Origin of the sequence: Bradyrhizobium sp. ORS 285, from assembly GCF_900176205.1 — a bacterium.
GTDB lineage: Bacteria > Pseudomonadota > Alphaproteobacteria > Rhizobiales > Xanthobacteraceae > Bradyrhizobium.
In genome coordinates, this window is sequence record NZ_LT859959.1 from 2815851 (window position 1) to 2834113 (window position 18263).

The window sequence follows — 18263 nt, forward strand, 5'->3', positions numbered from 1 at the left end:
CGCCCGCGGCCGGACAACGGTTGATTAGGAATGGTGCATCACGCCTGACGGAGGGGCTGTTGCGCCGGGCCTATCCACTGATAATGTCTCATGAAAGAGAACTTCCATCTGGGCCGGTTCGGCCAGCGGAAAGACATTTGAATGATCAATGACACGCGGCTGCGGGAGAGTCCGACGCCGCGCGGGAACCTGGAGCCCGGCTTGCACCCGGGTCTGGACGTCGCGACACCGGCCTGCGCCAGCCATGGCAGCAGCGTGTATGCGGCGCTGGACCTCGGAACCAACAATTGCCGGCTTCTGATCGCCTGTCCCTCGGGCGACAGTTTCCGCGTGGTCGACTCCTTCTCGCGCATTGTCCGGCTGGGCGAGGGCATCTCGACCACCGGCTGCATCAGCGATGCGGCGATGGATCGGGCCATCGCGGCGCTCTCCATCTGCCGGGACAAGATCCAGTCGAAGAAGGCCAGGCGTCTGCGCCTGATCGCGACCGAGGCCTGCCGTGCGGCGGCCAATGCCGAGGGGTTCCGGACCCGGGTGGCGGCCGAGACCGGCATCGAGCTCGAAGTCATCGACCGCGAGACCGAGGCGGCGCTCGCCGTGAAGGGCTGCGCGCCGCTGCTCGACTCTGGCGGTCGCGGGGCGATCCTGTTCGACATCGGCGGCGGCTCCAGCGAGCTGGTCCGGATCGAGCGTGATCCCTCTGACCGCAATGCGGAACCGCGCATCAAGGCCTGGATGTCGATCCCGCTCGGGGTCGTGACCCTGGCCGAGCGCTTCGGCGGCCGTGACGTCACGCCGGAGATCTATGCCGCCATGGTCGAGGCCGTGGCCGAGCATGTCGGGCCGTTCGCGGCCGAGAACGGCGGTGATCTTGCCGATATGCATCTGCTCGGCACGTCTGGCACGGTGACGACGCTCGCGGGCATTCACCTCAATCTCGCGCGCTACGATCGCCGTCGCGTCGACGGCATCTGGATCAATGATGCCGACATCACGGCGACGATCGGCAAGCTGCTGGCGATGAGCTACCAGGAGCGCGCCGAGAACAACTGCATCAGCATCGATCGGGCCGATCTCGTGCTGGCCGGCTGCGCCATCCTCGACGCCATCCGCCAGTCCTTCCCGCTGCCGCGCTTGCGCGTCGCGGATAGGGGCCTGCGCGAAGGCATGCTGGTCGAGATGATGCGCGAGGACGGCGCGCTGCGAACGGCATAACGCGCATCTCCTCAAGTGGCCGCAATGGTCGCCACGCTCTCGGTTCACCTCTCCCCGTCGGGGAGAGGTCGGCGCGCAGCGCCGGGTGAGGGGCTGCAGGCGTCTTGATGGACCACGACCCCTCACCCGGATTGCATCTGGCGATGCAATCCGACCTCTCCCTTCGGGAGAGGTGAACGCCCGTCGCCGCACGAGTTGACTGAAACGTCGCCAGACAGAGACCGACATGGCAAAAGACACCACCGGCCGCATGCATGTGCAGGTCAAGACCGGGGGCAAGCGCAAGCTGTCCTCGAAACTCTGGCTGGAGCGCCAGCTGAACGATCCCTATGTGGCGCAGGCCAAGCGCGACGGCTATCGCTCGCGCGCGACCTACAAGCTGCTCGAGATCGACGACAAATATCACATGCTCAAGCCCGGCATGACCGTGGTCGATCTCGGCGCCGCACCTGGCGGCTGGAGCCAGATCGCGGCGCGCCGGGTCGGTGCCGAGGCGGGCAAGGGCAAGGTGATCGCGATCGACCTCCTGGAGATGGGCGAGATCCCGGGGGTCACGTTCACCCAGCTCGATTTCCACGCCGAGGATGCCCCGGAGAAGCTGCGCGCGATGATCGGCGGCCGTGCCGACGTGGTCATGTCCGACATGGCTGCCAATACCACCGGCCATCGCAAGACCGACCAACTGCGCATCGTCGGCCTTGTGGAACTCGCCGCGCATTTCGCCGGCGAGGTGCTGAAGCCCGGCGGCAGCTTCCTCGCCAAGACGTTCCAGAGCGGCGCCGATGCCGAACTGCTGGCCCAGCTCAAGCGCGATTACGCCACCGTCCGCCACGTCAAGCCGGCGGCAAGCCGGCAGGATTCGTCGGAGCGCTACGTGCTGGCGATGGGTTTCCGCGGCGGAGAGCAGGGCGACGTGTTGTAATGGCGTCATTGCGACCGCCCGGCCGCGGCGATACAGAGCAGGTGCAATCAAGGTCTCGGGAATCGGCTTGGGGCCGGCGAGATCAAGACCGGAGGTCCTGCATGCGTGTTCTGACCTGGAGCGCCCTCGTGCTCGCTTTGACGGCGGGCTCTGTGATAACAGGACCAGCTCACGCCCAGGCCTATGATCCGCGCTATCCCGTGTGCATGAAGGTCTATGAAGGCGGCCGGTTTGGCGGCGGCGAGTGGATCGACTGCAGCTATACCTCGCTGCCGCAATGTCGTGCGACCGCATCGGGCCGGTCAGCGATGTGCGACCTCAATCCGTTCTATGCGCCGCCGTCGCCTCCGCCGCGTCGCGTGCATCGGCGTCATCACTGAAACATGTCGTGACGCAACGGCCATTGCCGTGCCGCACAACCGCGCGCAAGATGAGAATCGTTCCGTCAGCCTGGTCACTGCCATGCCGCATCGCTTCATCATTTCGATCGTGACGCTCCTGCTGCTGGTGCCCGCGATCGCGCTCGCGGCGCCCTCGCACAAGCGCAAGGCGCGGAGCTGGCAGGGCTATGGCTTCCTGCCCGGCTACAAGCAGCCGCCGAACAACAGCCTGCCGCTCTATGCGGACAAGGAAGCGATGCGCAACGGGCCGCCGCGCGGCAGCCGCCGCCACTGGTACATCGACGGTACGCCGAAATACATGCTGTACAATGGCGAGTGGCACTATTTCGGCCAGCCCGGCTTTTATCGCGGCCATTACAATGGCGGCAGCTTCGGCCCGTGCTGGACGCGGACCCCTGTCGGCATGGTCTGGACCTGCGGCTAGGCCGCTCGGCAGCTCACGCCAGACGGAACGCGCGCAGATGGGTGCGCTATCCTGTCGCAGCCCGGCGTCTTGAACGGCCCCTCTGCGGCTGTAGGCTTTTGGCGCGTCTTGAGAATCCGGGAACCGCTCCAGCCGTTCGCGGCGCATGCTCGCTTGTTCAAGCGCAAGAAGAAACGGGAGCCGCCCGGGCGGCCGTGGAGGGTGTTTTGACATCGTTTTGTGCGCGCCTGTTCGGCGCGGTCGTCGCGCTGACGGCGCTGGCCGGTGCTCCGGTTTCGGCTCAGCAGATGGAGCTCAAGGTGATGGCGCCGGCCGCGCCGGGCGGCGGCTGGGACCAGACCGCGCGGGCGATGCAGCAGGCGTTCGTCGCCTCGGGCGTGGCGCGCAGCGTCCAGGTCACCAACGTCGCGGGCGCGGGCGGCACCGTGGGCATCGCGCAGTTCGTCAACGGCGCCAAGGGCGACGGCAACCAGCTGATGGTCAACGGCTTCGTGATGGTCGGCGCGCTCGCCATGAACAAGTCGCCGGTGACCCTGGAGCAGGTGACGCCGATCGCGCGCCTGACCGAGGAGATCCAGGTCATCGTCGTGCCCGCGAGCTCGCCGATCAAGACCGCGCAGGATCTGGCCGCGGCACTGAAGGCCGACATCGCCAAGGTGACTTTCGCCGGCGGCTCGGCCGGCGGCGTCGATCACGTGATGGCGGCGCTGTTCGCCGGCACCGTCGGAGCCGATGCCAAGAAGGTCAACTACATCCCGTTCTCCGGCGGCGGCGAGTCGCTCGCGGCCATCCTCGGCGGCAAGGTCACGGCCGGCATCTCGGGCCTGTCCGAATATGACGGGCAGATCAAGAGCGGCAAGCTGCGCGCGATCGGCGTGTCCTCGGAGAACCGCATTCCCGGCGTCGACATCCCGACCTTCAAGGAGCAGGGCATCGACCTCGTGCTCGCCAATTGGCGCTCGGTGGTCGCCGCACCCGGCATCACGCCGGAGCAGAAGAAGACGCTCGCCGACGCCGTCGAGAAGATGGTCAAGTCGGATGCGTGGAAGGACATCCTGAAGCAGAAGGGCTGGGACGACGCCTATCTCGCCGGCGATGCCTTCGCCGACTTCCTGAAGAAGGAGAACGTCCGCGTCACCGACGTGCTGAAGTCGGTCGGCCTCGTCAAGTCATGACGGACAGCGCCGCAAGAGAGGCGCCCGCGCGAGGCATCGACAAGGCCGGCGTCGTCATTGCGGCGCTACTGGCCGCGGTCGCGCTGGTGCTGGTCTACGACGCCAACCAGATCCCGGCGACCACGATGTACGGCATGGGCCCGCAGGTCATGCCGGTGGTGATCGCCGTCGGGCTCGGCATCCTCGCGCTCGCCAATCTGATCGATGCGCTCAGGGGCAACCTGCCGCCGCGCGAGAGCGCGGATCCCGTGGCGGTGCTGCTGATCCTGGTCGGCCTCGCGCTTCTCATCGCCATCATCGGCTTCGGCGGCGGCTTCATCCTGGCGACGACGGCGCTGTTCGTGACGACCTCGGCCGCGTTCGGCCGCCGTGCCTTCGCAACCGACCTCGTCATCGGCGCGGTGCTGACGACCTTGATCTACATGGCCTTCGACCGTCTCCTCACCCTGAGCCTGCCCGCCGGTCCGCTCGAAAGACTGCTCTGATGGACACCTTCGCCGCGCTCGCGCATGGGATGGCGATCGCCGCCCAGCCGATGAACCTGCTCTATGCGCTGATCGGCGTGTTCCTCGGCACCGCCGTCGGCGTGCTGCCGGGCATCGGTCCGGCGCTGACCGTCGCGCTGCTGCTGCCGGTCACCTACAAGCTCGATCCCGGCGGCTCGCTGATCATGTTCGCCGGCATCTATTATGGCGGCATGTATGGCGGCTCGACCACCGCGATCCTGATCAACACCCCCGGCGAGAGCGCCTCGATGGCCACCGCGCTCGAAGGCAACAAGATGGCCAAGGCCGGCCGCGGCGGCCCGGCGCTGGCGACCTCGGCGATCGGCTCCTTCGTGGCCGGCACCATCGCCACCATCGGCCTCGCATTTCTCTCGCCTTATCTCGTCGACATTGCGGTGCGCTTCGGCCCCGAGGATTACTTCGCGCTGATGTGCGTCGCCTTCATCACGGTGTCCGCGACGTTCGGCGACTCGCCGATCCGCGGCCTCACCAGCCTGTTCATCGGGTTGGTACTCGGCCTCGTCGGCATCGACAAGCTGACGGGACAGGCGCGGCTCGCCTTCGGCGTGCCGGAGCTGCTGGACGGTGTCGAGGTGACGACGCTCGCGGTCGGCCTGTTCGCGGTCGGCGAGGCGCTCTACGTCGCCTCGCGCCGGCATCACACCGAGGAGAAGATCGAGGCGGTCAAAGGCTCGCTATGGATGACGCGCGAGGACTGGAAGCGCTCTTGGAAGCCGTGGCTGCGCGGCACGCTATTCGGCTTCCCGATCGGCGCGCTGCCCGCCGGTGGCGCGGAGATTCCGACCTTCCTGTCCTATTCAACCGAGCGGCGGCTGACGAAATATCCCGACGAGTTCGGCAAGGGGGCGATCGAAGGCGTTGCCGGACCCGAGGCTGCCAACAATGCGTCCGCCGCCGGCACCTTGGTGCCGCTGTTGACGCTGGGACTACCAACCTCCGCAACCGCGGCGATGATGCTCGCGGGCTTCCAGCAATACGGCCTCAACCCGGGACCGCTGCTGTTCGCCGAACGCCCCGATCTCGTCTGGGGCCTGATCGCGAGCCTGTTCATCGCCAACACGATGCTGCTGGTCTTGAACCTGCCGCTGGTCGGCCTGTGGGTGCGGCTCCTGAAGATTCCGACGCCCTGGCTCTACGCCGGCATCCTCGTGTTCGCGACGATGGGAACGATCGCGGCCAAGCCGTCGGTGGTGGAGTTGTCGATGTTAGCCGGTTTCGGCGTGCTCGGCTTCCTGATGCGGCGCTTCGACTTTCCCATCGCGCCGGTTGTCGTCGGCCTGATCCTGGGCCCGATCGCCGAGAGCCAGCTACGCCGCGCGTTGGCGATCAGCCTCGGTGATCCCATGACGCTGCTACAATCTCCGATCTCCGCGACGTTGTTAGTTGTCGCGCTGATTGCGCTGGTCGCGCCGTTCATCTTGAAGGGACTCGGGCGTTTCAAGGCGAATGAGGATTGAGTGTGGCGCGCAAGCCTAAACCGCGCCATCGCACTGCAACATAACGTGACCGGCAGAACGGGCGAAGATCGGACTCGGCTTGAAACGATGTCCGCGTGATCTGGTTTGCGCTTCAACCATCGAGACCGGGGCCTGGAACCCCGGATCATCAGAGGAAGCGTCTTTCGGGGCGTGTCACCCCAAACCGAAAGAGACCCGATGACCGATCGCTTCGATGACGGTTTCAAGCCAGTCGCTGCATCCCCTCTCTCCGCGCCGAAGACACCGGCGCGACCGCCGCGTCATCCGGTGATCCTGCGCGTCTCCGCCATCGGCGTCGCCGGCATCCTGTCGGCGCTGATGCTGACGGCGGTGGTGCCGCCGATCATCGCCGATCAATCGGACCGCGCCGTCGTCGATGCGCCGGTGATGCTGCTGACGTCGCCCATCGCGGGACAGGTCGAAACGCTCGATGCAACACCGGCGGCCGAGGTGAAGGCCGGGGATCGCCTGGCTCAGATCACGAATTCGCGGCTCGATCGCACCACGCTGATTTCCTTGGAGGAAAAGGCGGGCGACGCACGCCAGAAGCTCGATGCCACCCGCGCGAAGCATCAATCCGACATCAGCTATGTCGCTTCGCTCGACGAGGAGATCAAGAGTCAGGCCGAGCAGCTGAAGGCGCAGCTGCAGTCGCAGATCGAGGAGCTGCGCGCCCGCGTCGCGCAATCCAACGCAATGAGCAGCGAGAAGAAGGCGATCGTCGACCGCCAGAACCGCATGGTCGCGCGCGACGCCGCCAGTGCCGAGATGCTGAAGCCGACCGAGCAGCAATATGCGGCAGCGCTGCACGACACCGATGCGCAGACCGCCAAGCTGAATCAGAAGCTGACGCAGTTGAAGGCGCTCAACGCCGGCATCTATGTCGGTGAGGATCTGGTCGCGCTCAACATGCTCGGCCAGAAGCGCCGCGACATCGATCTCGACGCCCGCAGGATGGAGATCGAGGAGAAGCAGCAATCGGCCGTGCTCGACGATCTCGAAGGCCTGATCAAGTCGGAGCGCGCGCGGCTGGCGCGGCTTGCCGCGGCCGACGTGCTGTCGCCCGGCCCAGGCAAGGTCCTTGCGGTCGGCGCCGACACCGGACGACAGGTCAGCGCCGGCGACACGATCGCCTCGGTGGTCGATTGCGACAAGCGCTTCGTGGTCGCGATCTTCTCCTATCGCCAGGGTGAAGCGATGAAGGCGGGCACCAAGGTCCGCATCGAGGGCGGCGGCTTTCACACCGGCACCGTCAGCGCCGTGCTGCCGAAGACCAGCGACAAGGTCGACGAACGCTTCGCGGTGCCGTTTCCGCAGACCGAGCGGCGCGAGCTCTATGTGATGATCACGCCGGATGCTTCCGATGAAAAGCCTGCGGCGCAGCCGGCCTCCGCGGCGACACCGGCCTGTACGGTCGGGCAGTGGGTCACGGTGACCCGTGACAACGGCATCGTGCCGTCGATGTCCGTGACATGGCGGCGGCTCGGCCATCTGGTCGCTTCTCTGGCCGATCTCGACGCCTCTGGACCTGATGAGGCAACGCGGCGCGCCGGCGTCGCCAAGCTCGACTCCGCGCTGCGGTCGCAGCCGGCCGCGCAGCAGAGCGAGCTCACCAATCCATGGCTCCCAGCTGCCGGCACGGTGGCGGCGCAATGAGGCATTTCATCATGATGCTGTCGATGGCGCTGCTCGGTGCCGTCACGCCGGTCCACGCCGAGGTCTCGTTCTGCCCAGGTCTGATCACGGCCGTCGAGCCGAAGCTCGCCGGGCATGAGGCCGCGTTCGTTCGCAGTTACGAGCCGGGCGCGGACGAGGAGGGACTGCCGCTCGGCCTCTCCACGACGGCGTTCACCTATGACAATGCGCTGGCTGCGATCGCGCTCGTCGCATGTGGCCGCGTCAACGAGGCCCGCGTGATCGGCAATGCGCTCGTGCATGCGGCCTCGCACGATCGCACCTTCGACGACGGCCGTCTCCGCAATGCCTATCGCGCCGGTCCGGTCGGTCTGGGCGCTGCGCTGCTGCCGGGCTGGTGGGATCACCAGAACAACATCTGGGGCGAGGACCCCGCGCAGGACGGCACCGCGACCGGCAACGTCGCCTGGGCGGCGCTCGCGCTGCTGACGCTGCATCAGGCGACGGGCGATGCGACCTATCTGTCGAGCGCAAGGCGGCTGATGGACTGGATCATCGGCAATGCGAGCAGTGGCGAGGACGGCTTCAGCGGCGGCTTCCACGGCTACGATCCGCAGCAGGTGCGGCTGACCTGGATGTCGACCGAGCACAATGCGGACGTCTACGCTGTCGGGTCGTGGCTGCATCGCCTTACGTCGGAGCAGCGATACCAGGGCGCCGCGCAGACGGCGCGGCGGCTGCTCGATCGCAGCTTCCGCGGCGATCACTTCCTGCTCGGCACCAAGCCGGACGGCAGCGACGCCGACAGCAATCTGCTGGCGCTCGATGTGCAGCTGTGGCCGTGGATGGCGGTGCCGGATGCGCCGGACTGGCGCAAGGCGCTCGGCTTTGCGCAAGCCCATCTCGCCGTCGACAATGGCTTCGACTTCAACGGCGACCGCGACGGCGTCTGGGTGGAGGGCACGGCGCAGGCTGCGCTGGCCTCTCGCATGGCCGGCGACGCCGCCGCCAGCCAGCGGCTGCTGGCGGGCCTGCGCGATGATCGCACGTCCTCGGGGCTCCTCAACGCGACGCGCAGCGCGCGCGTGAGCACTGGCCTCTCGATTGATCCGAGCGGGGCCGGCACGATCCCTGACTTCTTCTACTACAAGCGGCCGCATCTCGGCGCCACCGCCTGGGCCGTGCTCGCCGAGACCGGCTGGAACCCATTCACCGGCGCGAGGGTGCCCTGATGTTTCCATCCGCCAGCAATGCTCCGTCGGTGCTGTCCACCGATCTCGGCGTCCTGCTCGGGCTCCTCGTCATGGCCCGGCTGCTCGATCCCATCAGGCTGCGCGATCGGCTGCTGTTCGGCGCCACCGCCGCGTCGTTCCTGCTGATCTACACGCTGTGGCGCTGGAACGACACGCTGCCGAGCTTCGATCTGAGCTTGCAGGCGCTGTGGCCGCGGCTGTTCATCACGCTCGAGATCGTCGCGATCTCCTACACGCTGATGTCGATCCTGATCCTGTCCCGCAGCGTCGACCGTTCGGGACAGGCCGACGCCGCGCAGCGCGCGCTGGCCGAGCGCGGTGAGCAGCCGGCCGTCGACATCTTCATCTGCACCTATGACGAGCCGAAGGAAATCGTGGAGCGCTCGATCCTCGCCGCGCTCGCGCTCGACTACGCCAACAAGGCGGTCTGGGTGCTCGATGACACCCGCCGCGACTGGCTGCGCGCGTTCTGCGACGACGTCGGTGCGCGCCATCTGACACGGCCAGACAACAAGGGCGCCAAGGCCGGCAATCTCAACAACGCGCTCGCCGCGACCGCGAAGCTCTCCAACGCGCCGGTCATCCTGGTGCTCGACGCCGATTTCGCGCCGCGCCGCGACTTCCTGCAGCGCACGGTCGGCCTGTTGCTGTCCGAGCCGGACATCGCGGTCGTGCAGACCCCGCAGTTCTACTACAACCCCGATCCGATCCAGCACAATCTGCTGGCATCAGGCCATTGGGTCGACGACCAGCGCTTCTTCTTCGATGTGTTCCAGCCGGCCAAGGACGCCTGGGGCTGCGCCTTCTGCGTCGGCACCTCGTTCGTCGTGCGGCGCGAGCGGCTGGTGGAGATCGGCGGCTTCCCGCATGCGGCGATCTCCGAGGATCTCAACCTCACCTATACGCTGCTCAAGCGTGGCTTCCGCACCGTCTGGCTCAACGAGCCGCTCAGCTTCGGCCTCTCAGCCGAAGGCGTGCCGGAATACATCACCCAGCGCGCGCGCTGGTGCCTGGGGACTATCCAGGTCGCGCTGCTGCGTGACGGCCCGATGCGCAGCCGTGGCTACAGCTTCACGCAACGCTGGCACTTCCTGCACGGCGTGCTCAACTGGGCCTGCAAGCCGTTCATGGTGCTGCTGCTGATCGCGCCGCCGATCTACTGGTTCGCCGGTCTGCCGGCGTTCGAGGCCGACTACCTGTCGTTCCTGCGCTACGGCGTTCCCGCGCTGCTCGGCACCATCATCTACATGGCCTGGATCTCGCGGTCCAAGACGCTGCCGCTGTTCATGGAGGCGACCCATGCGGTGACGTGCTTTGCCGTCACCGCCACCCTGATCAGCGCGATGATCCGACCGTTCGGCCGTCCCTTCAAGGTGACGGACAAGGGCGGCGATCGCTCGCAGCCGCGGGTCCACGGCAAGCTCGCCGCGATCTTCGGCCTGATCGCCGCGAGCTCGGCCGCGGCCATCGTGTGGGCCTTCGTATCGCCGAACGCGGCGAGCGAGATCTCGTCGATCGATTACTTCAACCTGCTATGGGCCGGCATCGCGATGCTGATCGCCTTCATCGCATTCCTGGTCTGCTTCGAGCTGCCGCGGACGGAGGATCTGTTTCCGAGCGACGAGCCTGGATGGCTGGCCCATCAGGGGGAGGTGGTGCCGTGCCGCATCGAGGCGCTGTCGCTATCGTCGGCACGCGTCGCGGGCCTGCGCCGCGGCATGACGCGTCCGGGAAGCGCAATGCCGATTCATCTCGACGGTCTCGGCTGGGTCGAAGCCTCTGTCGAGACGGTCTCGAACAAGGCCATGCATTTGCGCCTCCAGCCGACCGAAGCGCAGCGACGTCAGCTCGTGGTCCGCCTGTTCAGCTCCTCCTGCGGCGTCATCACCGGCCGCGCCCGCCTGCGCGGCGCCCTCGCAGGCCTCGCGCGCCGCGGCTTCGTCGGGCGGTGATACGCGAGCGCGTAGCTCCGGCGAGCGAACCCGGGTTCTCCGACGCAGTCGCGTGACCCCTCACCAACTATCATCTTGGGACCCGCTGGCTATGGGTAAGCTGACGCGGTGCCTATGAATGTGCCCTCTCCCCTTGCGGGAGAGGGCATGTACGGCACGTCCACGCATACAGTTGGGTGAGGGGTATCTCTCCGCAGTCACTACTCGCGGAGGCATACCCTCACCATACCCCACAAGGGGAGAGGGCGCTGTATTGCACAGCGGCGATCGCTGCGATCAAAATGCAGCTTCAGCGAGGCCGCACTCGTCACCTCCGCGCTTCCTCGATCTTGTCGAGCACCTTCTCCGGTGCGATGTCCTTTGATGCGTCGCGCAGCTCGGGCTTGGCGTCGGGCTCGATGCCCATCTGCTTCGCCATCTGGTTCAGGAGCGTCACGACCTGCGTCAGTTCGTGCTCCGTCAGCAGGCTGATTTGCAGATCCAGGTCGGCGCGCTTGTCGGCTTCGCCGGCCATCCGGTTCTGCGAGATCAGCACGAAGGTCGACAGGAAGATCGCCTCGACCGAGGCGATCATCGCCAGCACCACGAAGCTCTCGTCCCAGGCCGGCACGCCCGGGATGAGGTGCAGATTGGCCATGATCCAGAAGCCGAACACGGCGAGGTGCAGATAGACGAAGGTCATCGACCCCGTGAACTGGGTGATCACGTCGGCGACCTTCTGCTGCGTGGTCGCTTCGCTCTGCTCACGTTTGCGGCGGTCCACAAGCGCCTGGATGTTGCGTTCGAGGGCGGGCGTGAGCCCCGGGCTCGGGGTGGGATGCGGTGCCAGCTCTTCGGTCATGAGATCAGAACGAAACCTTGCGGCCAAGTGTTCCATCGTTCGCCCGCAAACCGGCGCCACCCGCAGCTGTGGCCGCGAGGCCACGCAGGCCCAATCTTGGTTGGTCTCCATCATTTGGCGGAGGCGTCGGGCGTTCGCGATTGGCAAGCAGCAATCTCGCTATTTTTTCGATTGCAGATGGGAATGGCCATGAGCACCGCGCTTTGCCGTAACGTGTCGATCCTCAGCCTCATGCTTGCATCGGCGAGCGCGTCGGCTACCGAGGTCGAGGACCTCAATGCCCGGCTGACAAGGCTGGAACGCGAGAATGCAGCCATCCGGATGGAGAACGCGGCGCTGCGCGAGAACAAGCGGCTGCGCGACGAAAACGGCAGGCTGCGCTCGGCGCAAGATGCCGACCCGGTGCGATCCGCCACGCCCGGAGGCTTTGGCCGACCTGCCGCCGATCGAAGCGCGGCCTCCGCCTCGCCGCGCCTCGGACTGGAGAACAGGGATCCCTATCGCAGCTTTGCCTCGGCAGATGGTCCCGGCGTGTACAAGGCTCCGGCTCGGTTCGCCGGGGGCGTGCTGAAGATCTGGGGTGAGGGCGGCGCCATCTGGAGCGGTGGCGATCGGTTCTTTCAGGATGCGAGCACGCCGCTCGCCGGATTTTCCAACACGCCGGTGTCGTCGCCGCTCGATCTGACGCCCAAGGTTGGTTGGGAGGCCGCCACCGGCTTCGACTATCTGATCGCCGGCTCACCATGGCACGTCAGCGGCCAGCTCCGCTACGGGCAGAGCGGTCAGGCCAGCGCACAGATCCTGTCATCCGGACGGCTTGACCTCGGACAGGGCCGCGTCATCACTGCGTCCGACACGTTCGGCGCAACCTATCAGGAATCGCGTTGGCTGGCCGATGTCGCCATCGGGCGCGACGTGTTTGGATCGGGGCCGGCAGCGCTTCAGGTCAAGGGCGGACTGCGGCTGCTCGACTTCGAGACCCGTGCGACCAACTCCGATCTGCTGCGGCAGAATGCGAGCATTGTGAATTTGGGCAACGCGGTCTTCACCAACGTCGACGCTGTGCAGTTGAACGACGGCGAGACTCGCAACAGCTTTCTTGGAGCCGGCCCGCGTGTCGGCGTGGAAGGCTCGATTCCCTTCGCCGGCCGCTGGTCGCTGGACTATCTGAGCGACATTGCCGTGCTGTTCGGCGTTCAGCGCAACACTGTCAACAGCAGGTCCCAGGCATCCGCCAGCGTGCCCGGGCTGGCGCCACCCGGCAGCAGCAACACCTTCTCCACGGAGCGCAACACCGCGCTGTTCAATGCGGACCTGCAGTTCGGCCTGTCGTATTGGATCACCGAAAACGTGAAGCTCGGCGGAAGCTATCGGGTCGACGCCTTGATCAACACGCAGGATACGGCATTCACGCCGAACCGTTATACGCATGGGCCGCGATTGACCGTGACCGGACAATTCGATGCGCGGTGATGAGCCGTTGGCGTCTTGTAAGCCGAGAGCTCAGTTCTGAAGCGAAACCAGGCACGCGAGACGTCTTTCGCTCGCGTGCCGATGCATGACGACGTGCGTCGGCTGCGCAGCTATCACAGCTTCTGATCCCGCGCGTCGTGCGTGGTCTCGCTGGCCTGTTTCGTCGCGGCTTTCTCGGCGCCTTTCTCGGCGCCCTTGCGGCTCGCGATCGCGGCGACCTTGCGGCCCGAGATCTCGCTGCCGGCATCGTCGGGCATCTGCCAGAAGAAGAACGACGACAGCGCCGAGGTGATGGCGACGACGATGAAGGCCGGCGCGAAGGAGGTGGCGGTCAGCTCGCTCGCGCCATGCGCCCACATCGTGGTCTCGACCGAGAACGCGCCGACGGCGACGCCGGCGGAGATCGCGAGCTGCTGATTGACGCTGGTGAGCGTGGTGGCGCGGCTCATCTGCGCGGTCTCGACCTCGGCATAGGCCACCGTGTTGATCGCGGTGAACTGCAGCGAGCGGAAGAAGCCGCCGACGAACAGGATGATCACGATCAGCAACAGCGGCGTCGCCGGCGTGAACAGCGCGCAGGCGGCGAGGAAGACCGAGCTGACGACCGCGTTGACCGTCATCAGATGACGGAAGCCGAAGGTCTTGATCAGCCGCGCCGCCAGCGCCTTCATGCCCATCGCACCGGCCGAGGAGCCGAAGGTGACGAGGCCGGACTGGAACGGCGACAGGCCGAAGCCGAGCTGCATCAAGAGCGGCAGCAGGAAGGGCAGGGCGCCGATGCCGAGCCGGAACATGAAGCCGCCGACGATCGAGGCGCGCAAGGTCGGCAGCCGCAGCAGCGAGAAGTCGAGCACCGGCGAATTGGTACGCCAGGAATGGCGGACATACAGCGTCATCGAGATCGCGCCGATCGCGACCAGGCTGCCGACCACCGACCATGGCAGCAGATTGAGGCCGGCGACCGACAGGCCGAAGGCCAGTCCAGCCAGGCCAATGCCGGCGAGCACCATCCCATACAGATCGAACGGCTCGGGATTGTCGCTCTTGATCGGATCGATGAAGCGCAGCGCCATGATGATGCCGACGATGCCGATCGGGATGTTGATCAGGAAGATCCAGTGCCAGGAGAAATAGGTGGTGATGAAGCCGCCGACCGGCGGCCCGATCACAGGACCGATCAGCGCAGGGATCGTCACCCAGGCCATGGCGCCGACCAGCGCGCTCTTGTCGACGGAGCGCAGCAGCACGAGCCGGCCGACCGGCGTCATCATCGCGCCGCCCATGCCCTGCAGGATGCGCGCGAACACGAAATTCTCGACGGAGTTGGCGAGCGCGCAGCCGATCGAGCCGATCATGAACACCGCGACCGCGCTGGAGAACACCCGTCGCGCGCCGAAGCGGTCGGCGGTCCAGCCGCTCGCCGGGATGAACACCGCGAGCGACAGCAGGTAGGACGTGATCGCGAGCTTCAAGGTCAGCGGGCTGGTGCCGATATCCTTGGCGATGGCCGGCAGCGAGGTCGCGATGACCGTGGAGTCCATGTTCTCCATGAACAGCGCGGTGGCGACGATCAGCGGAATGATTCGTTGCTTGTTCATCGAATCCTGGGGGGAGCGAAGGGGGCAGGCCGGCGGCGCGGCTTTAACACCCTGCGACGAATGAGGCCATTGCGCAGCCAGCATGGCCCCCCAAATGCAACGCGACGCTGTCGCGTCGCTGATTGGAGATGTGCCGATGATCTACCTGCTCGCCGCTTTGGTGCCGCCGCTGGGTCTGCTGCTCAACGGGCAGCCGTTCGCGGCCATCTTCAACCTGCTGCTGTGTGTGGTGTGCCTGGTGCTCGGCCTGTTCTTCCACGTGCTGCTGCTGGTGCCTTCCGCCCACGCCTTGGTCGCCGTGCACATGCGGCGGGAGGACCGGCGCCACCGCGAGGTGGTCGACGCCATCCGCCGCTACGGTCCGCCGCCGGGCGCCTGGCGCTAGAGGCTGCGGAACTTCTGCCCCGAAATCGGGGTTTGGACGACGTTTTGTTGCGCATCAGGGGCCGATCCGGGCCGTCATTCGCATTCGCGAGAGGACGGCGGATCGGCTCTTTGATTCGTCACAGGCCCATGCTATCGACCCGCGTCAACCCCACCGATGGGCTCCGATTCGACGGCGAGGCATGGTCTCGACGGCGGCGCCGCTCATCCGTATTCCCATCGCGGCCGTATCATGCCGCAGACAAGGAGTTGACGATGGCGACCGTGCAGACACTTCGCGAAGCCTTCACCTTCGACGACGTGCTCTTGAAGCCGGGCCTCTCCGATGTGCTTCCCTCCGAGGTCGACATCCGCTCGCGCGTGACGCGCGAGATCCCGCTGAATATTCCGATCATGGCATCTGCCATGGATACCGTCACCGAAGCCAAGATGGCGATCGCCATGGCGCAGGCCGGCGGTGTCGGGGTGATCCACCGCAATTTCGATCCCGAGGGCCAGGCTGCGCAGGTGCGCCAGGTCAAGAAGTTCGAATCCGGCATGGTGGTGAACCCGCTGACCATCTCCCCGGACGCGACGCTGGCCGACGCGCTGGCGCTGATGAAGGATTACGGCTTCTCCGGCATTCCCGTGGTGACCGGCGGCGCCAAAGGCATCCCCGGCAAGCTGGTCGGCATCCTCACCAACCGCGACGTCCGCTTCGCCACCGATCCGCGGCAGAAGATCTCCGAGCTGATGACGCATGAGAACCTCGTCACCGTGCGCGAGGGCGTCGGCCAGGACGAGGCCAAGAAGATCCTGCACAAGCACCGCATCGAGAAGCTGCTCGTGGTCGACGATCAGTACCGCTGCGTCGGCCTGATCACCGTCAAGGACATGGAGAAGGCCGTCGCGCATCCGCTCGCCTGCAAGGACGCGCAGGGACGGCTCCGCGTCGCCGCCGCAACGACGGTGGGCGAGGGCGGCTTCGAGCGGACCGAGAAGCTGATCGAGGCCGGCGTCGACCTCGTCGTGGTCGACACCGCGCATGGCCATTCCTCACGCGTGCTGGAGGCGGTCAACCGCATCAAGCGCATCTCCAACGCGGTGCAGGTCATCGCCGGCAACATCGCCACCCGCGACGGCGCGCAGGCGCTGATCGACGCCGGCGCCGACGCCGTCAAGGTCGGCATCGGCCCGGGCTCGATCTGCACCACCCGCATCGTCGCCGGCGTCGGCGTGCCGCAGCTCACCGCGATCATGGATGCGGTCGAGGCGGCCAAGAAGGCCGACGTGCCGGTCATCGCCGACGGCGGCATCAAGTTCTCCGGCGACCTCGCCAAGGCGCTCGCCGCCGGCGCCGATGTCGCGATGGTTGGCTCGCTGCTCGCCGGCACCGACGAGACCCCCGGCGAAGTGTTCCTGTGGCAGGGCCGCTCCTACAAGGCCTATCGCGGCATGGGCTCGGTCGGCGCAATGGCCCGCGGCTCGGCCGACCGCTACTTCCAGCAGGACATCAAGGACACCTTGAAGCTCGTGCCCGAGGGCATCGAGGGCCAGGTGCCGTACAAGGGCCCGGTCGGCAACGTCATGCACCAGCTCGCCGGCGGCCTGCGCGCGGCGATGGGCTATGTCGGCGCCAAGACGCTGGAAGACTTCCACGCCAAGGCCGAGTTCGTCCGCATCACCGGCGCCGGCCTGCGCGAAAGCCACGTCCACGACGTGACCATCACGCGGGAAAGCCCGAACTATCCGGGCGGGGCGTAAGCTTTCCCCGCTCTCTCCGTCATTGCGAGCGAAGCGAAGCAATCCAGGGGCGGCGCACGCAGCCCTGGATTGCTTCGTCGCTTCGCTCCTCGCAATGACGGTGCCCTGGGGCACGTATAAGCTGTCACGACCAACAAAGAAGAGGAAACACCATGTCCCAAGCCAAGCGCATCGTGCTCGCCGCGCGTCCCGTCGGCGAGCCCAAGCCCAGCGATTTTCGCCTCGAGGATTACGCCGTGCCGACGCCCGGCGCCGGCGAGGTGCTGCTGCGCACGATCTGGCTGTCGCTCGATCCCTATATGCGCGGACGCATGAGCGACGGGCCGTCCTATGCCCAGCCGGTGCCGGTCGGCGGCGTGATGGAGGCGGGGACCGTGTGCGAGGTGGCGGCCTCGAACAATCCCGGCTTCAAGCCCGGCGACATCGTGCTGGCCCGCGCCGGCTGGCAGACTCATGCGATCTCCGACGGCAAGGGCCTGTCGAAGGTCGACCCGAGCCTGGCCCCGATCTCGACCGCCGTCGGCGTGCTCGGCATGCCCGGCATGACCGCCTATACCGGACTGCTCGACATCGGCCAGCCCAAGGCCGGCGAGACCGTCGTGGTCGCCGCCGCGTCCGGTGCGGTCGGCTCGGCTGTAGGCCAGATCGCCAAGATCAAGGGCGCGCGCGCCATCGGCATCGCCGGCGGCAAGGACAAATGCGACTACGTTCGATCCGAATTCGGCTTCGACGACTGCCTCGACCATCGCGATCCCGACCTCGCCGCCAAGCTGAAAGAGGCGTGCCCGAAGGGCATCGACGTCTATTTCGAGAACGTCGGCGGCCCGGTGTTCGAGGCGGTGTTCCCGCTGTTCAACGCCTTCGCCCGCATGCCCGTCTGCGGCCTGATCGCGCATTACAACGACACCCAGTCGGCGTCGCCGAAATGGGCTGGCGCGCTGATGCGCAACGTGCTGACCAAGCGGCTCCTGATCCGCGGCTTCATCGTCTCCGACTTCGCCTCCCGCCATGGCGACTTCCTCAAGGACATGTCGGCCTGGGTCCGCGACGGCAAGGTCAAGTACAAGGAGCACGTCACCGAGGGCCTGGAGAACGCGCCCGACGCGTTCATGGGCCTGCTCAAGGGCGCCAATTTCGGCAAGCAGCTGGTGCGGGTCGGGCCGGACAAAGCCTGAGGCCTGAGCCACACTTGATGTGAAAGTTCAGCGCGGCCGTAAAATCACGGGAACCACAGCCCCTTAT

The 18263-nt window shown here is 66.5% G+C and carries 16 protein-coding genes; 14 read left to right on the plus strand and 2 right to left on the minus strand.

Annotated elements, in window-relative coordinates; all coding sequences use genetic code 11:
• Positions 1-141: 141 nt before the first annotated feature.
• The 10 genes from BRAD285_RS12730 (at position 142) to BRAD285_RS12775 (ending at position 10982) form a co-directional block, all read left to right on the plus strand.
• Positions 142-1215 (plus strand): Ppx/GppA phosphatase family protein, encoded by a 1074-nt coding sequence (locus tag BRAD285_RS12730; RefSeq protein ID WP_035645544.1) that lies wholly within the window; start codon positions 142-144, stop codon positions 1213-1215.
• Between the two features lie 226 nt (positions 1216-1441).
• Positions 1442-2137, plus strand: a complete 696-nt coding sequence (locus BRAD285_RS12735; RefSeq protein WP_006612645.1) for an RlmE family RNA methyltransferase — start codon at positions 1442-1444, stop codon at positions 2135-2137.
• Between the two features lie 101 nt (positions 2138-2238).
• On the plus strand, positions 2239-2517 hold the full coding sequence (locus tag BRAD285_RS12740; RefSeq protein WP_006612644.1) for a DUF3551 domain-containing protein: 279 nt from the start codon (positions 2239-2241) through the stop codon (positions 2515-2517).
• Between the two features lie 82 nt (positions 2518-2599).
• Positions 2600-2962 (plus strand): hypothetical protein, encoded by a 363-nt coding sequence (locus BRAD285_RS12745; RefSeq protein WP_006612643.1) that lies wholly within the window; start codon positions 2600-2602, stop codon positions 2960-2962.
• A 206-nt stretch (positions 2963-3168) separates the two neighbouring features.
• Positions 3169-4137 carry a tripartite tricarboxylate transporter substrate binding protein gene (locus tag BRAD285_RS12750; protein WP_006612642.1) on the plus strand — a complete coding sequence of 323 codons (969 nt, stop codon included), beginning with the start codon at positions 3169-3171 and terminating at the stop codon, positions 4135-4137.
• Positions 4134-4622 (plus strand): tripartite tricarboxylate transporter TctB family protein, encoded by a 489-nt coding sequence (locus tag BRAD285_RS12755; protein ID WP_006612641.1) that lies wholly within the window; start codon positions 4134-4136, stop codon positions 4620-4622. Before BRAD285_RS12750 ends, BRAD285_RS12755 begins: the two co-directional genes overlap by 4 nt.
• Complete coding sequence (locus BRAD285_RS12760) at positions 4622-6121, plus strand: tripartite tricarboxylate transporter permease (protein ID WP_035646905.1); 1500 nt, start codon at positions 4622-4624, stop codon at positions 6119-6121. The genes BRAD285_RS12755 and BRAD285_RS12760 overlap by 1 nt, the downstream gene beginning before the upstream one ends.
• Before the next feature lie 198 nt (positions 6122-6319).
• Positions 6320-7798 carry an HlyD family secretion protein gene (locus BRAD285_RS12765; RefSeq protein ID WP_006612639.1) on the plus strand — a complete coding sequence of 493 codons (1479 nt, stop codon included), beginning with the start codon at positions 6320-6322 and terminating at the stop codon, positions 7796-7798.
• Complete coding sequence (locus BRAD285_RS12770) at positions 7795-9009, plus strand: hypothetical protein (protein ID WP_035646904.1); 1215 nt, start codon at positions 7795-7797, stop codon at positions 9007-9009. Before BRAD285_RS12765 ends, BRAD285_RS12770 begins: the two co-directional genes overlap by 4 nt.
• Entirely contained in the window at positions 9009-10982 is a 1974-nt protein-coding gene (locus BRAD285_RS12775; protein ID WP_006612637.1) for a glycosyltransferase, read from the plus strand. The genes BRAD285_RS12770 and BRAD285_RS12775 overlap by 1 nt, the downstream gene beginning before the upstream one ends.
• Positions 10983-11289: 307 nt before the next feature.
• Here BRAD285_RS12775 and BRAD285_RS12780 read toward each other — a convergent pair whose 3' ends face one another.
• Positions 11290-11757, minus strand: a complete 468-nt coding sequence (locus BRAD285_RS12780; RefSeq protein ID WP_371507703.1) for a DUF1003 domain-containing protein — start codon at positions 11755-11757, stop codon at positions 11290-11292.
• Here BRAD285_RS12780 and BRAD285_RS12785 point away from each other — a divergent pair.
• Positions 11644-13296, plus strand: a complete 1653-nt coding sequence (locus BRAD285_RS12785; RefSeq protein ID WP_371507743.1) for a hypothetical protein — start codon at positions 11644-11646, stop codon at positions 13294-13296. The genes BRAD285_RS12780 and BRAD285_RS12785 overlap by 114 nt on opposite strands.
• Before the next feature lie 113 nt (positions 13297-13409).
• Here BRAD285_RS12785 and BRAD285_RS12790 read toward each other — a convergent pair whose 3' ends face one another.
• Positions 13410-14894 (minus strand): DHA2 family efflux MFS transporter permease subunit, encoded by a 1485-nt coding sequence (locus BRAD285_RS12790; protein ID WP_006612634.1) that lies wholly within the window; start codon positions 14892-14894, stop codon positions 13410-13412.
• Positions 14895-15030: 136 nt separating this feature from the next.
• Here BRAD285_RS12790 and BRAD285_RS12795 point away from each other — a divergent pair, with 136 nt between their 5' ends.
• The 3 genes from BRAD285_RS12795 (at position 15031) to BRAD285_RS12805 (ending at position 18196) form a co-directional block, all read left to right on the plus strand.
• On the plus strand, positions 15031-15279 hold the full coding sequence (locus tag BRAD285_RS12795) for a hypothetical protein (protein WP_006612633.1): 249 nt from the start codon (positions 15031-15033) through the stop codon (positions 15277-15279).
• Between the two features lie 254 nt (positions 15280-15533).
• On the plus strand, positions 15534-17021 hold the full coding sequence (gene guaB, locus BRAD285_RS12800) for an IMP dehydrogenase (RefSeq protein ID WP_006612632.1): 1488 nt from the start codon (positions 15534-15536) through the stop codon (positions 17019-17021).
• 152 nt (positions 17022-17173) lie between these two features.
• Positions 17174-18196 carry an NADP-dependent oxidoreductase gene (locus tag BRAD285_RS12805; protein WP_006612631.1) on the plus strand — a complete coding sequence of 341 codons (1023 nt, stop codon included), beginning with the start codon at positions 17174-17176 and terminating at the stop codon, positions 18194-18196.
• Positions 18197-18263 lie beyond the last annotated feature (67 nt).

What these genes read in the sequence shown, in the direction of transcription:
- BRAD285_RS12790 (WP_006612634.1), bottom strand. Translation starts at nt 14,894, where the DNA reads ATGAACAAGCAACGAATCATTCCGCTGATCGTCGCCACCGCGCTGTTC.
- BRAD285_RS12760 (WP_035646905.1), top strand. Translation starts at nt 4,622, where the DNA reads ATGGACACCTTCGCCGCGCTCGCGCATGGGATGGCGATCGCCGCCCAG.
- BRAD285_RS12770 (WP_035646904.1), top strand. Translation starts at nt 7,795, where the DNA reads ATGAGGCATTTCATCATGATGCTGTCGATGGCGCTGCTCGGTGCCGTC.
- BRAD285_RS12775 (WP_006612637.1), top strand. Translation starts at nt 9,009, where the DNA reads ATGTTTCCATCCGCCAGCAATGCTCCGTCGGTGCTGTCCACCGATCTC.
- BRAD285_RS12730 (WP_035645544.1), top strand. Translation starts at nt 142, where the DNA reads ATGATCAATGACACGCGGCTGCGGGAGAGTCCGACGCCGCGCGGGAAC.
- BRAD285_RS12740 (WP_006612644.1), top strand. Translation starts at nt 2,239, where the DNA reads ATGCGTGTTCTGACCTGGAGCGCCCTCGTGCTCGCTTTGACGGCGGGC.
- BRAD285_RS12755 (WP_006612641.1), top strand. Translation starts at nt 4,134, where the DNA reads ATGACGGACAGCGCCGCAAGAGAGGCGCCCGCGCGAGGCATCGACAAG.
- BRAD285_RS12765 (WP_006612639.1), top strand. Translation starts at nt 6,320, where the DNA reads ATGACCGATCGCTTCGATGACGGTTTCAAGCCAGTCGCTGCATCCCCT.
- BRAD285_RS12795 (WP_006612633.1), top strand. Translation starts at nt 15,031, where the DNA reads ATGATCTACCTGCTCGCCGCTTTGGTGCCGCCGCTGGGTCTGCTGCTC.
- BRAD285_RS12805 (WP_006612631.1), top strand. Translation starts at nt 17,174, where the DNA reads ATGTCCCAAGCCAAGCGCATCGTGCTCGCCGCGCGTCCCGTCGGCGAG.
- guaB (WP_006612632.1), top strand. Translation starts at nt 15,534, where the DNA reads ATGGCGACCGTGCAGACACTTCGCGAAGCCTTCACCTTCGACGACGTG.
- BRAD285_RS12745 (WP_006612643.1), top strand. Translation starts at nt 2,600, where the DNA reads ATGCCGCATCGCTTCATCATTTCGATCGTGACGCTCCTGCTGCTGGTG.
- BRAD285_RS12735 (WP_006612645.1), top strand. Translation starts at nt 1,442, where the DNA reads ATGGCAAAAGACACCACCGGCCGCATGCATGTGCAGGTCAAGACCGGG.